This window comes from Lonsdalea iberica (assembly GCF_002111585.1).
GTDB classification, from domain to species: domain Bacteria; phylum Pseudomonadota; class Gammaproteobacteria; order Enterobacterales; family Enterobacteriaceae; genus Lonsdalea; species Lonsdalea iberica.
This window is the reverse complement of sequence record NZ_LUTP01000003.1, coordinates 114,708-129,993: the sequence shown is the minus strand read 5'-3', so window position 1 is coordinate 129,993 and position 15,286 is coordinate 114,708. Positions and strand designations below refer to the sequence as shown.

General features: G+C 54.7%; 9 protein-coding genes and 1 pseudogene. 4 read left to right on the top strand and 6 right to left on the bottom strand.

Going from position 1 to position 15,286, the window contains the following annotated elements; all coding sequences use genetic code 11:
- Nucleotides 1-37: 37 nt before the first annotated feature.
- Nucleotides 38-709, bottom strand: coding sequence for a 7-carboxy-7-deazaguanine synthase QueE (queE, locus tag AU511_RS01995; protein ID WP_094108621.1), 672 nt, complete (start codon nt 707-709; stop codon nt 38-40).
- A gap of 182 nt (nt 710-891) precedes the next feature.
- Between queE and AU511_RS01990 the strand changes: the two genes are divergently transcribed.
- Complete coding sequence (locus tag AU511_RS01990; RefSeq protein ID WP_094108605.1) at nt 892-1,878, top strand: MBL fold metallo-hydrolase; 987 nt, start codon at nt 892-894, stop codon at nt 1,876-1,878.
- 283 nt (nt 1,879-2,161) lie between these two features.
- Here the strand turns inward: AU511_RS01990 and eno are convergent, their stop codons facing one another.
- The 5 genes from eno to rlmD all read right to left on the bottom strand — a co-directional run bounded on the left by eno (nt 2,162) and on the right by rlmD (nt 9,836).
- Nucleotides 2,162-3,463, bottom strand: a complete 1,302-nt coding sequence (gene eno / locus AU511_RS01985; RefSeq protein WP_094100442.1) for a phosphopyruvate hydratase — start codon at nt 3,461-3,463, stop codon at nt 2,162-2,164.
- 80 nt (nt 3,464-3,543) lie between these two features.
- Nucleotides 3,544-5,181: a glutamine hydrolyzing CTP synthase gene (gene pyrG / locus AU511_RS01980; RefSeq protein ID WP_094108604.1), complete on the bottom strand. Its 1,638-nt coding sequence runs from the start codon at nt 5,179-5,181 to the stop codon at nt 3,544-3,546.
- 224 nt (nt 5,182-5,405) lie between these two features.
- Nucleotides 5,406-6,200, bottom strand: a complete 795-nt coding sequence (mazG, locus tag AU511_RS01975; protein WP_094108603.1) for a nucleoside triphosphate pyrophosphohydrolase — start codon at nt 6,198-6,200, stop codon at nt 5,406-5,408.
- Nucleotides 6,201-6,263: 63 nt separating this feature from the next.
- Nucleotides 6,264-8,495 carry a GTP diphosphokinase gene (gene relA, locus AU511_RS01970; protein ID WP_094100445.1) on the bottom strand — a complete coding sequence of 744 codons (2,232 nt, stop codon included), beginning with the start codon at nt 8,493-8,495 and terminating at the stop codon, nt 6,264-6,266.
- 15 nt (nt 8,496-8,510) lie between these two features.
- Entirely contained in the window at nt 8,511-9,836 is a 1,326-nt protein-coding gene (rlmD, locus tag AU511_RS01965) for a 23S rRNA (uracil(1939)-C(5))-methyltransferase RlmD (RefSeq protein WP_094108602.1), read from the bottom strand.
- Between the two features lie 61 nt (nt 9,837-9,897).
- Here rlmD and barA point away from each other — a divergent pair, with 61 nt between their 5' ends.
- From barA to AU511_RS01950, 3 genes and pseudogenes are all read left to right on the top strand, one after another.
- Nucleotides 9,898-12,648, top strand: a complete 2,751-nt coding sequence (gene barA / locus AU511_RS01960) for a two-component sensor histidine kinase BarA (protein WP_094108601.1) — start codon at nt 9,898-9,900, stop codon at nt 12,646-12,648.
- Between the two features lie 434 nt (nt 12,649-13,082).
- Nucleotides 13,083-14,617: pseudogene (locus AU511_RS01955) on the top strand (methyl-accepting chemotaxis protein).
- A gap of 158 nt (nt 14,618-14,775) precedes the next feature.
- Nucleotides 14,776-15,147, top strand: a complete 372-nt coding sequence (locus tag AU511_RS01950) for a FlxA-like family protein (RefSeq protein ID WP_094108600.1) — start codon at nt 14,776-14,778, stop codon at nt 15,145-15,147.
- The last annotated feature ends 139 nt before the right edge of the window (nt 15,148-15,286 follow it).

The window sequence follows — 15,286 nt, the reverse complement described above, 5'->3', positions numbered from 1 at the left end:
TCGCCTGACCAGCACGGACGCACCGGTCAGGTTGTCGTCAGGCTATGTTCAGGTATTTGTGGGTCTGCATGGATAAACGCCAGTTGCGCGCTATGCAGGTGGCAATGCATAACCGAGTCGCTTCTTCTTTCTGGCTGATAGGCTGTAACGCAATGACCCGCGCCTTATCATCATCCAACCGGTTCAACAGCGCATCCAACGTTTCAATATCACGCTCCCGCGCCACCGGATGTTTAATTTCATCCGACCGCTGCAGCGCCTGATCGATAACAACCATGCCGCCGCGCATATTCACCTTTGGCGAGACCGTGACCCAGCAGTCGGTTGAGCAGCGGATTTCGTGCGTCCCGCTGGTTTCGATTTGTGTGCTGAAGCCCAACGCTTCCAGTCGCTGTGTCAACGCCGTCAGATCATGGATGCAGGGTTCGCCGCCGGTAATCACCACATGCCGGGCGGTATACCCCAGCTGCGTCATATGGCCCACGATATCGTCCACGCTGGCCTGTCCCCAGGCATCGCTCTCCGTCGTTTTATCGACGATCTGTTTGAGCGGAATTTCCCGCTCCGGACGCTTTTCCCAGGTATGTTTGGTGTCACACCAGCTGCACCCCACCGGGCATCCCTGCAAACGGATAAACACCGCGGGAACGCCGGTAAAATAGCCCTCTCCCTGTAAGGTCTGGAACATTTCGTTAATCGGGTACTGCATGTTTTTCCACTGTAGCGGTTGCGTAAAAAAACTATTATCGCAGATCGCCGATGAGTCGCCAAACAACCGTCAGCATTAGCCTGATAGGTTTAAATTAAGTCATGACTCACGACCGGTTAATAATCGCTAATTAGTGCTAGGCTTAATCCATCAAAACCCGTAAACGACAAGGAACGAAAGACATGAGTTCGCTGAAATCTCTGACGTTATGTTTAATGACGTTGTTCGCCGTTCCCATGGTGGTGAACGCTCAGGCCGTCCCGCAGGTAAAAACCCAGCCGGGCTACTACCGATTGATGCTCGGACAATTTGAAGTGACCGCGCTCTCAGACGGCACATTTACGATGCCGATGGGAACCCTGCTGGCCCGCACGCCGGCAGACATCATTAAACAGCGTCTGGCTGATGACGCGCTGGACGCGTCCGCCGTCGAAACCTCTATCAATACCTTTCTAATCAACACCCGCAAAAATCTGGTTCTGATCGATACCGGTATCGGCGAACAACCGGGAGCGCCGGTAGGCCGCCTTTTGAGTAATTTGAAAGCTGCGGGTTATCGACCGGACCAGGTCGATACAGTGATCCTGACCCATTTGCACAGCGATCACATTGGCGGTCTGCTGACTAACGGCAAACCGACCTTCCCCAATGCAGCGGTCTACATCAGTAAAGCAGATAGAGATTACTGGCTGAGTGAAGCGAACCTGCAAAAAGCGCCTGCCGACGGCAAAGCGAATTTCCAGCTGGCTCAGAATACGTTCCAGGTCATCAACGCCGCGAAGAAAATGAAGGTGTATAGCGGCAACGATAGGATCGTTCCGGGGATCACCAGCCTGCCGCTGTCAGGACACACGCCGGGCCACTCGGGGATGTGGGTCGATAGCGATGGGGCCAAGCTCTTAGTGTGGGGCGACATTATCCATGCCGCCGCCGTTCAGTTCCCGTTGCCGGCCACCACAATCAATTTCGACTCGGATATGGATAGCGCAGCGAAAAATCGCGCTTCCATTCTGGCCGATGCCGCTGACAAAGGCTACTGGGTCGCGGGCGCGCATATCAGCTTCCCCGGTCTGGGCCACGTCAAAGTGCTGAAAGACAGCGATGGCCAACCAAACGGCTATCGCTGGGTTCCGTCCAACTACAGCCTGTCAGGGCTGGCTGCGCAGTAAGTCACGTCTACGGCAGGGGGAACGTTCTCCCTGCCATATCCCCCCACCTCCTCTTCACCCATTCATTCGCTCCTCGACTCAAAGCTGACGCATTGAGAAAGCGCATAAAAGAGAAAGTCTCAGTTCGGGAAAGAAGAGCGGAGAAAACATGACGCGCCCCGGCAGACTTGAGTGACGGGCAAAAAAAATCCGGAGGCGCATGACGCGCTTCCGGATTTGTATTCAATCCCATCGGAGCCTGAACGCTATTCCGCATCAGACTCCAGAGAAGAAAAGGAGGCGATTAAGCCTGGCCTTTCACTTCTTTCAGACCGTTGAACGGCGCTTTAGCACCCAGAGCTTCTTCGATACGAATCAGCTGGTTGTATTTAGCAACACGGTCAGAACGGCTCATGGAACCGGTTTTGATCTGGCCAGCTGCAGTACCTACCGCCAGGTCAGCGATGGTCGCATCTTCAGTTTCGCCAGAACGGTGAGAGATAACGGCAGTGTAGCCAGCGTCTTTCGCCATCTTGATTGCAGCCAGCGTTTCGGTCAGAGAACCGATCTGGTTGAATTTGATCAGGATGGAGTTAGCGATGCCTTTGTCGATACCTTCTTTCAGGATCTTGGTGTTGGTGACGAACAGGTCGTCGCCCACCAGCTGGATTTTGTCGCCCAGGACTTTAGTCTGGTATGCAAAACCGTCCCAATCAGATTCGTTCAGGCCATCTTCGATGGACACGATCGGATACTGTTTGGTCAGTTCTTCCAGATAGTGAGTGAATTCCTGAGAAGTGAAGGTTTTGCCTTCGCCTTTCAGTTCATAGTTGCCCGTTTCGTTGTTGTAGAACTCGGAAGCGGCGCAGTCCATAGCCAGAGTCACGTCTTTACCCAGAACGTAACCTGCTTTTTCAACGGCTTCTTTGATGGCAGCCAGCGCAGCAGCGTTGGATTCCAGGTTCGGTGCATAACCACCTTCGTCGCCGACTGCAGTGTTCATACCCTTGGCTTTCAGAACTTTAGCCAGGTTGTGGAACACTTCTGAACCCATGCGAACGGCTTCTTTAAGGGTTTTCGCGCCAACAGGCTGAATCATGAATTCCTGAATGTCGACGTTGTTGTCAGCGTGCTCACCACCATTGATGATGTTCATCATCGGCAGCGGCATGGAGTACTGACCCGGAGTGCCGTTCAGTTCAGCGATGTGTGCGTACAGCGGCAGGCCTTTGGAAGCGGCAGCAGCTTTAGCAGAAGCCAGAGAAACGGCCAGGATTGCGTTAGCGCCGAATTTGGATTTGTTTTCAGTGCCATCCAGGTCGATCATGATCTGGTCGATGTTAGCTTGGTCTTTGGCATCTTTGCCCAGAACAGCCTGTGCGATCGGGCCGTTAACAGCTGCAACAGCTTTGGTCACGCCTTTACCCAGGAAACGAGATTTGTCGCCATCACGCAGTTCCAGTGCTTCGCGGGAACCAGTGGAAGCACCTGACGGTGCAGCAGCCAGACCTACGAAACCACCTTCCAGGTGAACTTCAGCCTCAACGGTCGGATTTCCGCGTGAGTCGATGATTTCACGGCCAATGACTTTAACAATTTTGGACATTAGATTTTCCTCAGTACAAGTTAAACTAAAACCTCAGACGAACAACGCGCGACCTCTGGACGCGCGTTGCTGACAAAACCCTATTTTTCCTGACGTTTCTGGTACGCTCCCGCGGCTTTCACAAAGCCGGCGAACAGCGGATGCCCATCACGTGGCGTGGACGTAAATTCCGGATGGAACTGACAAGCGACGAACCACGGATGATCAGGGATCTCGACAATCTCTACCAGTCGGCGGTCGGCGGAATAACCAGCAATACGTAATCCCGCCGCTTCAATCTGTTTCAACAACATGTTGTTGACTTCATAACGATGACGATGACGCTCGATGATCGTCGACTCGCCATACAGGCTGCGAACCAGGCTGCCTTCAGTCAGATGGCATTCCTGCCCGCCGACGCGCATTGTACCGCCGAGGTCGCTCTCTTCGCTACGCACTTCCAGGTTGCCATCGGCATCGCGCCATTCGGTGATCAGCGCCACAACGGGGTATTTGCAGTCAGGCACAAATTCGGTGGAGTTCGCGCCTTCCATACCCACGACGTTGCGGGAGAACTCCATCAGCGCGACCTGCATGCCGAGACAGATGCCCAGGTAAGGGATCTTGTTCTCGCGAGCATATCGCGCTGCCATCATCTTGCCTTCCACGCCGCGGTAGCCAAAACCACCCGGCACCAGGATAGCGTCTAAATCTTTCAGAACTTCGACGCCGCGGCTTTCTACATCCTGCGAGTCGATGAACTTGATGTTCACGGTCAGACGATTTTTCAAACCGCCGTGCTTCAGCGCTTCGACAACGGACTTATAGGCATCCGGCAGTTCAACGTACTTGCCGATCATACCGATAGTCACTTCGCCGCCCGGGTTGGCTTCTTCGTAAACGACCTGTTCCCATTCTGACAGGTTCGCTTCCGGGCACTCTAGGCTGAATCGTTTACAAATATAATCGTCCAGGCCCTGCGATTTCAATAGCGACGGAATTTTATAAATAGAATCAATATCTTTAAGAGATATCACCGCTTTTTCCGGCACATTGCAGAATAATGCAATTTTCGCGCGCTCGTTCGCAGGTACCGTGCGATCGGAACGACAAATCAGCACGTCCGGCTGAATCCCGATGGACAACAGTTCCTTCACGGAGTGCTGCGTAGGCTTGGTTTTCACCTCGCCTGCGGCCGCCAAATATGGTACCAGCGTCAGGTGCATGAACAGGGTGTGCTCACGACCGACTTCCACTGCCATCTGACGAATCGCTTCAAGGAACGGCAGCGATTCGATATCGCCCACCGTACCGCCGATTTCGACCAGCACCACATCGTGGCCTTCGCCGCCTTCGATGATGCGCTCTTTGATCGCGTTGGTGATATGGGGAATAACCTGAATGGTCGCACCCAGATAATCACCACGGCGCTCTTTGCGCAGGACGTCAGAATAGATCCGTCCGGTGGTGAAGTTATTGCGGCGCGTCATTTTAGTGCGAATAAAACGCTCATAGTGGCCCAGGTCGAGATCGGTTTCGGCGCCATCTTCGGTGACGAACACTTCACCGTGCTGCGTAGGGCTCATTGTCCCTGGATCCACATTGATATACGGGTCCAGTTTCATGATGGTCACGTTGAGGCCGCGGGCTTCGAGAATAGCCGCCAGAGAGGCTGCGGCAATGCCTTTACCCAGAGAGGATACGACCCCGCCGGTCACAAAAATATAATTAGTTGTCATGCTGAACCTGAGAGTTTAGGTTTAAGGATGATGGAAGACCAAGACGGGAAAGTAGTATACCGGAACCTGATGGGCGCCACAAATGTTCGTTTTGCCTAATATCGGATAGTCATCCTGTCCATGGCCGCCGCGACCTTGCAAAGTCGCGGCGAAACATCTTCCTGAAAAATCATACTGATAAATCAAAATATGTGAATTATCAGCCATTTCAGGCCTAAAATCCCTTAATGCCCTTTTTCTTCACGTTTTACCTGCTGCCAGGCGGCCTCCATTTCCTCAAGGCGGGCTTCGGAAAGTGTTTTCCCTTTTTCGCTAATGATTTGCTCTACCTGACGAAAACGGCGGCAGAATTTACGATTTGCGTCCTGCAGCGTGATTTCCGCCTTGTGGCCCAAATGTCGTGAAAGATTGACGGCGGCGAAGAACATATCGCCCAGCTCTTCACCCAGGCGTTCCTGATCCACGACCGCCTGCTTCGCCTCAAACATGACCTCGTCGATTTCTTCGTACAGCTTGTCCACGACAGGCCCCAGCGTTTCCCAGTCAAACCCCACCGCCGAGCAGCGCTGCTGGATTTTTTGCGCCTGCATCAGCGCTGGCAACGCTTCCGGAATGTCATCGACCTGCGAGTGTAGGGCCTTTTCGGCTCGCTCCTTGGACTTGGTCTGTTCCCAACTTTTCAGCGCGTTGGCGGCCTCTGGCGCATCGGCCCCGGCGAAAATATGCGGATGACGCCGCTCCAGCTTGTCGCTGATGGCGTCGCAGACCTCGGAAAAGTCGAACAGACCCTGTTCCTGAGCCATCTGGGCGTAAAACACGACCTGATACAGCAGATCGCCAAGCTCGCTGCGCAAATCGTCAAAATCCTTACGCCGGATAGCGTCCAGCACTTCATAGGTTTCTTCCAGCGTATAAGGAATTATTGAATCGAAGGTTTGTTTGCTGTCCCATGGGCAGCCGCCTTGCGGGTCGCGCAGTTGCGTCATGATAGCGAGCAGTCGGGAGATGGATGAGGACATAACGTTTCCTGGTTAAGGCTGAATGGGCGGGCAACGGGCCCGCCCAGATGATGGGACTGCGGCTCAGCTGCCCTGCTGACGACGCGCGTCAATGACGTCAGGCAGCTGATTCAGCTTGGCCAGTACCCGGCCCAGCACCTGCAGGTTGTAGATTTCGATTTCCATGTCGATCGTCGCGAGCTGCTGTTTGACGTCGCTGCGGCTGGAAACGCCGAGCACGTTGACCTTCTCGTTGGCGAGGATGGTCGTGATGTCGCGCAGCAGACCGCTGCGGTCGTTGGCGGTCACACGCACCACCAGCGAGTATCCGCTGGAGTAGCTTTCCCCCCAAACCGCATCCACCACACGTTCCGGCGCATGGCCGCGCAGTTCGTCCAGCTGTTCGCAGTCGGCCCGATGGATAGAGATCCCACGGCCTTTGGTGATGAAGCCGACGATGTCGTCGCCTGGGATCGGCTGACAGCAGCGTGCAATGTGATGCATCAGATTGCCGACGCCTTCCACCACCACGCGCCCATTGTCTTTGCTTGCGCGCGTCGGTGCCGGGGTCTTCTGGGTCAGTTGGCGCAGCGCCTCGCGATCCTGCTCTTCCGCGCTCGGCTGATTAACCTTGGACTGCAGGAAGTTGACGACCTGATTCAGACGAATATCGCCGCCGCCGATTCCGGCCAGAAACTCATCCATCGAATTGATGTTGTAACGCGGTAACAACAGTTTTTCGGCCATCTTCTGGCTGAGGCCCAGGTTTTCCAGCTCGTTGTCGAGGATCTGCTTGCCCGCCAGGATGTTTTTATCGCGATCCTGCTTCCGGAACCAGTTATGGATCTTGGACCGCCCGCGGCTGGTGGTGACATAGCCCAGATTAGGATTCAACCAATCCCGGCTGGGGTTCGGCTGTTTCTGAGTAATGACTTCGATCTGGTCGCCCATCTGCAACTGATAGGTAAACGGTACTATGCGGCCGCCGACCTTGGCGCCGATGCAGCGATGCCCGATGTCGCTATGAATATGGTAAGCGAAGTCCAGCGGCGTCGAACCGGTCGGCAAATCAATGACATCGCCTTTCGGCGTAAACACGTAGACGCGATCGTCGAAGACCTGGCTGCGCACCTCATCCAGCATTTCATCCGAATCCGCCATCTCCTCCTGCCAGGCCAGCAGCTTACGCAACCAGGCGATACGCCCTTCGTAGCCGGAGCGGGTGGTGGTCGACGCGCCTTCTTTATACTTCCAGTGCGCGGCAACGCCCAGTTCCGAGTTCTCATGCATTTCGCGGGTACGGATCTGGATCTCCAGCGTTTTACCGCGCGGCCCCAACACCACGGTGTGGATAGACTGATAGCCGTTCGGCTTCGGGTTCGCGACATAGTCGTCGAACTCATCCGGCAGATGACGGTAGTGGGTGTGTACGATCCCGAGCGCGCCGTAGCAGTCCTGTAGACGCTCGACCACGATCCGCACGGCGCGGACGTCGAACAGCTCGTCAAAGGACAGCGATTTTTTCTGCATCTTGCGCCAGATGCTGTAGATATGTTTCGGACGGCCGTACACTTCGGCTTTCAGCCCGTCTTTCTCCATCGCCTGACGCAGATTGGTCACGAAGTCGTCGATATACTGTTCACGGTCGATGCGCCGCTCATGCAACAGGCTGGCAATGCGTTTGTACTCTTCGGGGTGGAGATAGCGGAAGCAGAAATCTTCCAGCTCCCACTTCAATTGACCGATGCCCAGCCGGTTCGCCAGGGGAGCATAGATGTTGGTGCACTCTTTCGCCGCCAGCACCCGCTCTTCTTCCGGGGCGTCCTTGACTTCGCGCAGGTGAGCGATACGCTCCGCCAGCTTGATGACGACGCAGCGGAAATCTTCCACCATCGCCAGCAACATCCGCCGGATGTTATCCACTTGCTCCGACGCGACGGAGTCGTGTTGCGTGGCCTTGAGCTGACGTATCGCATCCATATCCCTGACGCCATGCACCAGATTAGCAATATTCTGACCGAACGCTTCTTTCAGCGTCTCTTCGTCGACAACATCCGCATTGACCAGCGGGAACAGCATGGCCGCGCGCAGGCTGTCGTTATCCATACTCAGCGTGGAGAGGATCTCGACCATTTCGATGCCGCGCCACAACAGCAACATCGCATCCGGATGATCTTTCGTCTGCTGTTCACAATAGCGCCAGGTGTCTTTCAGGCGCTCGCATGACTGCTGGTTGGCGATCCCCAAAGACGCGATCCACACATCGGGTTCGAATTCGCCTTCGGTATTTAAATGTGCACTTCTTACCGCAACCATAAATTCTCCCTTTCTTTACCAACCACCGGCGCCGGGCAGAAACAACGCCATGGATTCAAGATGCCCGGTGTGTGGAAACATATCCAGCATCGCTATCCGCGCCAGCTGATAGCCGGCCGCCAATAGCACTTTGCTGTCTCGCGCCAGCGTGGTCGGGTTACAGGATATGTAGACCACCCGCTCAGGCGCCAGTTTCACGATGTGAGACATAACGCCCGGCGCGCCGGCACGGGCCGGATCGAGCACTATTTTATTGAACCCCTGCGATGCCCACGGCTGCCGGGTGACGTCCTCTTCCAGGTTATGATGAAAGAACACGGCGTTGGATAAACCGTTGCGTCGGGCATTTTCCTGTCCCTTGGCCACCAACGCCGGCACGCCTTCCACGCCGACGACTTCGGCCCGCCGGGCCAGCGGCAGCGTAAAATTGCCCATGCCGCAAAACAGGTCAAGCACACGGTCCTGCGGTTTTACATCAAGCCAGGACAAGGCCTGACTAACCATTTGCCGATTGATAACGTCGTTCACCTGAATGAAGTCCCGCGGACTGAACGCCAGGGAAAGATCGTCGATTTGATAGGTCGGCATTTCGCCGTGCAGACACTCAAGGGCGTCTGTCTCACCGGCGAGAAACAGCGATATCGACCGCGCGCGCGCCAGTGCGATCAGCGCCTGACGGTCTGCGGCGCTAAGCGGATCGAGATGACGCAGAATCACCAGCGGTCCCTGGTCGGCCAGCACCAGCTCGACGTGACCGAGACGCCTTTTCGCCTGAAGGCTGCTGAGGCACTCGTGCAAAGGTACCAGCAGCGCTTCCAGCTCGGAACAGAGTATTGGACAGTGACGCACCTCCACCAAATCGTGCGAGGCCGCCTGGCGATATCCCATCTGCAATCGCTGTGATTTAGCCTGAAAGTATAACCCAAGCCGGGCACGGCGTCGGTAGGCGTAGGCCGGGCCGCTAATCACATCCGGCGAAGGAACGGTAGCGCCAATCTCCCTCGCCATCAGCCGCATTAACGCGCTGGATTTACTCCGTTCCTGAAGCGCCTGACTGGCATGCTGCTGCTGACAGCCCCCGCAGACGTTGAAATGTGGGCAGCGAGGATCGACACGATCTTCGCTCTTGCTCAACAGCTGTTTTAGGCTCGCCCGGGAAAACTGTTTCTTATCCTCAGTCACCTGGACTTCGGCCTGTTCCCCCGGCAGCGCGCCGGCGATGAAAATCGTTTTCCCCTGATGACGCGCCACACCCTGACCGAACGGGTCGAGGTCGTTGACCGACACGGTGATGCGTTGACGGGTCGTCACACGCCGTTTTGGGGAGTAGAATTGCGCCATATAAGTGTGATGTCATGTATTAACGGATTAATCAGCCTCAATTCTCCCACATTGGACCCCCATGACCAAATACAGTCTGCGTGCACGAATGATGATTCTGATTCTGGCGCCCACGCTGCTGGTGGGACTCCTGCTCAGCGGCTTCTTCATCATTCATCGTTATAATCAGTTGCAGGATCAGCTGACGGAAGCCGGCAGCAGCATTATTGAACCTCTGGCGATCAACAGCGCATTCGCCATCGCCCAGCATCAACCGGAAACACTGCGCCAGCTGGTACACCGGCTACACCGCCGCCACGCCGATGTGGTTCGCGCCATCAGCATTTTCGATACGCATCATCGTCCCCTAGTGAGCACCTACTCCCGCGATATCAACAATATTCTGGCGCTGCCGGAGGGATCGCCGGTGCCGGATTCGCTCCAGATCTTCGAACGGGACAATCACTTCATCATGCGTATGCCGCTGCTGACGGAGGAGGCGCTATCCCCGTCGCTGACTACCAATAGTGTTCGTTTAGCGCCGGTAGGGTATGTCGCCATCGCCCTGAATTTGGATAACATCGAACTGCAGCAGTATCGGGAAATCGCTCTGGCGGGTCTGCTGTTGCTGATCAGTATGGGGTGCGCGCTGCTGTTCGCCTATCGCCTGATGCGGGACGTCACTACGCCCATCGGCAATATGGTGGATACCGTCGACCGCATTCGCCGGGGCCAGTTGGACAGTCGCGTCGAAGGCAAAATGCTCGGCGAACTGCACATGCTGAAAAACGGCATCAACTCGATGGCGATGTCATTGACCGCCTACCACGAAGAGATGCAGCAGAACATCGATCAGGCAACTTACGATCTGAGAGAAACGCTGGAGCAGATGGAGATTCAGAACGTCGAACTGGATCTAGCCAAGAAGCGCGCTCAGGAAGCCGCCCGCATCAAGTCCGAGTTTCTCGCCAATATGTCGCATGAGCTGCGCACACCGCTCAACGGCGTGATCGGATTCACCCGACAAACTCTGAAAACGCAGCTGACGCCCACACAGCAAGACTACCTGCATACCATTGAACGTTCTGCCAACAACCTGCTAAACATCATCAATGACGTGCTGGACTTCTCCAAACTGGAAGCCGGCAAGCTGGTGCTGGAACACATCCCTTTCTCTCTGCACAACACGCTGGATGAAATGGTGATCCTGCTGGCCCATACCGCGCACGAGAAAGGGCTGGAGCTGACGCTGAACATCAAGCGTGATGTCCCGGAGCAGTTTATCGGCGACCCATTACGCATCCAGCAAATCGTCACTAACCTGCTGGGCAACGCGATTAAGTTCACCGAGCACGGCAACATTGATATCCGCGTGGAAAAACGTTCCCAGCACCACCAGCAGGCACAGTTGGAAATTCAAATCAAAGATACCGGGATCGGGATTGATGAAACCCAGCAAACCCAGCTGTTTCAAGCTTTCCGACAAGCCGACACCAGCATTTCCCGTCGGCATGGCGGTACGGGGCTGGGTCTGGTGATCACCCAGAGGCTGGTGCAGGAAATGGGCGGCAATATCCGCTTCCACAGCGTGCCCGATAAGGGGTCTACCTTCTGGTGCACGCTGAATTTGCAGCTCAATCCGCACCCCGCCGTGCTCAACAACTACTTCGATATGCTACAGGGGAAAAATCTGGCCTATGTCGAAGCCAACCCCGCCGCCGCGCAGGCGACGCTGGATGTATTAAGGCGAACGCCGCTGGCCGTCAGCTACAGCCCTACCACCGAGCTGTTGCCGGCGCAAAAGTTCGATATTCTGCTGGTGGGCATTCCCGTCCATTACCGCAATACGCTGCTGGACTTCACGCCCAAGATCCACAACCTTTGCCGTCGCGCGCCCTGCGTCATTCTCGCCCTGCCCAGTCTGGCGCAGATGGATGCGGAACAGCTGAAATCGCTGGGCGTTCATGCCTGCCTGAGCAAACCCATCACCTCGGCGCGCCTGTTGCCGCTGTTGCAGGACACCAATCTGTTCCAGTGCAACTATGCGAACACGACTGGGCTGGAACTTCATCCTAAACAGGAAACCCCGCGACTGCCGCTGCGGGTGATGGCGGTTGACGACAATCTGGCGAACCTGAAATTGATTGGTACGCTGCTGAAAGAGTTGGTGGTCGACATCATTCTGTGCGAAAGCGGCGCGGAAGCGGTAGAGCAAGCCAGGCAAAACGATTTGAACGTGATACTGATGGATATCCAAATGCCGGGGATGGATGGCCTGCGTGCCAGCGAACTGATCCGCCAATTGCCCAACCACAAAGACACGCCGATCATCGCCGTCACAGCGCAGGTCATGCACGGCGAACGGGAACAGTTCCTCCAGTCCGGCATGGACGACTATCTGTCCAAACCCATTGATGAAAAGATGCTGTACAGCGTGCTGCGCAGGCACGTGGCCGAGCCGGAAGCCACTCCGGTCAACGCCGCCGAGGCGACGCCGTCGCTGGACTGGGCGCTGGCACAACGGCAGGCCGCCAACAAGCCGGAACTGGCTCGTGATTTACTTAAAATGTTGCTCGATTTCCTGGCCCAGGTGCGCCCACAGATTGAAGCGAAATTAAACGGCCAAAATCAGGCATCGCTGCTGGAAACCATCCATAAACTGCACGGCAGCTGTAGCTATAGCGGCGTGCCTCGTCTTAAGCAACATTGCGCCTATCTGGAACAGCAGCTGCGTCGCGGCGTCACGGCAGAAGCACTAGAGCCGGAGTGGCTGGAGCTGCTGGATGAAATGACGCATGTCGAGCAAGCGGCGGGGCAATACCTTGCCGATTAACAAAACGTCATCATCACTCCCCTCTTCAAGGGGGGAGTTAATGTCATTTTATTTTATCCGCTTTGTGAACACCTTGAGGGGGACAAATAAATAATTCGTTATATTTTTAACAACTCAATAAAATCGATTTTTATTTTCAGCTTATTTAATCTCATCAAATGACTTTATAGTTTAAATAATCATTATCGCGAGAATGATTATTACCTACGACCTAACATTACGAATAAATTGACAACATCATTCTTTACCGGATAATCCCCAGCCTGGTGGAATTACCCCCGGACAGACGGAATTTGGCTTATATAAATAAGTCAATTTCCCAAACCACCATCGATAATAATAAAGCGCCACTCTTTTTAATAAAATTTCTTATTTAATAGGTTAGTTATTTTTCATTTATTTCTTTTACGACAACACACACTCGGGGTTTAGTTATGAGGGTTAATTCACCTGTTACCCAACAAGAATATTCGTTAAGCGCGAATACCACATTAATGTCAACGACTGACATTAAAAGCCATATTACCTATGCCAATTCGGCCTTTATTCGGGTCAGCGGATTTGACGCCGAAGACCTTGTCGGACAACCCCATAATATTGTCCGTCATCCGGATATGCCTCCCGCTGCCTTTGCAGACATGTGGTATACCCTGCAACAGGGAGACAGCTGGACTGGTATGGTGAAAAATCGCCGCAGAAACGGTGATTATTATTGGGTCCGCGCTAACGTCACGCCGGTTTATCATAACGATAAACTTTCTGGCTATATTTCCGTGCGTAATACGCCGGAAGCAGAAGAAATAAAAGCCGCCGCGGCGCTCTATGACGCGGTCATCAAACAGCAGGCGGGTCGTCGCACATTCTATAAAGGGCTGGTAGTCAGAACGGGCCTGTTATCCATTCTCTCCCTATTTCAAAAAATGCCGGTACGCTGGCGTCTACGCAGCGCCATATTGGCTGGCGGCGTGATTCCTTTTCTATTTTCCCTATCCGGCGCCGGCATTCTCCCACAAGCCTTCGCTTCGCTGCTGACCATGCTGTTGCTGGACCTCTTTTTACAGCAGCAAATCGCCCGCCCTCTGCAAACCCTACTCCGTCAGGCGCAGCGCGTCGTTTCGGGCAGAAAAGTCGATGCCCTGCGGTTCAACCGCGTGGATGAAATCGGCATGCTACTGCGAGTAGTTAACCAATTCTCACTCAATCTGAACTCGCTGGTCGACGACGTCAGCACTCAGGTAGCGGGCATGAAAAGCGTCAGCGAGCAGTTGGCGGCTGGCAACGTCGACCTGAGCCATCGCACGGAAGAGACGGCGGGCAACCTGCAGCAAACAGCGGCAGCGATCGAAGAGATCACCTCAGCCGTCCACCAAAGCGCCGAAACGGCGGCGAACGCAATTCAACTGACCGACGACGCCACTCAGGCGGCACAGGAAGGCGGCGACATCATGCGGCAGACTGTCGAGATGATGAACGCGATTAACGCGGCAAGTGCAAAGGTGGTGGATATCATTGCCGTCATCGACAGCATCGCGTTCCAGACCAATATTCTGGCTCTTAACGCCGCCGTGGAAGCCGCCGCGCGGGCGAACAAGGTAAAGGATTCGCGGTCGTCGCCGCCGAAGTCCGGCAGTTGGCGCAGAATTCCGCTTCCGCCGCCAAAGAGATCAAAGCCTTGATTGACGATAACGTCGCCAGCGTTCAAAACGGCAGCCGTCTGGTAGAAAAGGCTGACCAACATATTTCAAGCATCGTGGAACATGTCGGGCAGGTCAGCCGCCTCATCCACGAAATCGGTCTCGCCACGCGCGAACAGACGTCAGCGCTGGCGTTAATTAACGACTCCATCGCCCAGATCGAGCAAATGACGCAGGGTAATAGCGAGATGGTCACCCAATCGTCCGGCGTAGCCACAGGATTGAAACAGCAGGCCATCCGCCTGACGGAAGCGGTCAACGTCTATGGACGCTAGCGCGAAGGAGGCTGATGAGCATAATAGGGAATGTTTTATACTGAACTAGCCTTAAAAGATGATAACGATTTGCCGACAATAAGATCTTACCCTCTGCGTACGTTAGCACAGGGTAAGGGATGAGTATCATGGCATGGCACAATGATTAAGGAGCGAAAATGACAAGTATTAGCTCAGTGTCTTCCGTCAGCAGCAGTTCATCTGGCGGCTCGACCAACTACACGCAGAAAATCAACCAGCTCAATCAGAAACTGGAAAAAACCACCGAGCAGTTGAAGGATGTGTCCAATTCAAATGCGGATGAAGAGACAAAAGCCACTCAAACGCAGATGTTGCAGGCACAGATTGAGATGATTGAAGCTCAGATTGAGCAGCTCCAAACCCAGCAGGCTCAGGAGCAAATGGCGCAGGCGCAGCAAAGTCAGCGACAGCAGAGCGTCGCTGAAAGCAGCAATGCGTCGAATTCCGGCAACAAAAAGGAAGGCGTCAACCAGCCGACCGAAAGCAATCAGATTGACATCTATATCTGATGGTCCTCCGAAAGGTCGGCGCTTTTCGCGCTATCCTGGAGAGTGACCCACGGTCGGGCCTTGATGGCCGACCGCGTTCTCCGCCCCTTGAGGCCACGGCGGTCTAAGCCCCGCGTCCCCTGTGATAAACCGTCTCTTT

Excerpts from the sequence above, each read along its gene's own strand:
- relA (WP_094100445.1), bottom strand. The coding sequence starts at position 8,495 with ATGGTTGCGGTAAGAAGTGCACATTTAAATACCGAAGGCGAATTCGAA.
- barA (WP_094108601.1), top strand. The coding sequence starts at position 9,898 with ATGACCAAATACAGTCTGCGTGCACGAATGATGATTCTGATTCTGGCG.
- rlmD (WP_094108602.1), bottom strand. The coding sequence starts at position 9,836 with ATGGCGCAATTCTACTCCCCAAAACGGCGTGTGACGACCCGTCAACGC.
- pyrG (WP_094108604.1), bottom strand. The coding sequence starts at position 5,181 with ATGACAACTAATTATATTTTTGTGACCGGCGGGGTCGTATCCTCTCTG.
- AU511_RS01990 (WP_094108605.1), top strand. The coding sequence starts at position 892 with ATGAGTTCGCTGAAATCTCTGACGTTATGTTTAATGACGTTGTTCGCC.
- mazG (WP_094108603.1), bottom strand. The coding sequence starts at position 6,200 with ATGTCCTCATCCATCTCCCGACTGCTCGCTATCATGACGCAACTGCGC.
- eno (WP_094100442.1), bottom strand. The coding sequence starts at position 3,463 with ATGTCCAAAATTGTTAAAGTCATTGGCCGTGAAATCATCGACTCACGC.
- queE (WP_094108621.1), bottom strand. The coding sequence starts at position 709 with ATGCAGTACCCGATTAACGAAATGTTCCAGACCTTACAGGGAGAGGGC.
- AU511_RS01950 (WP_094108600.1), top strand. The coding sequence starts at position 14,776 with ATGACAAGTATTAGCTCAGTGTCTTCCGTCAGCAGCAGTTCATCTGGC.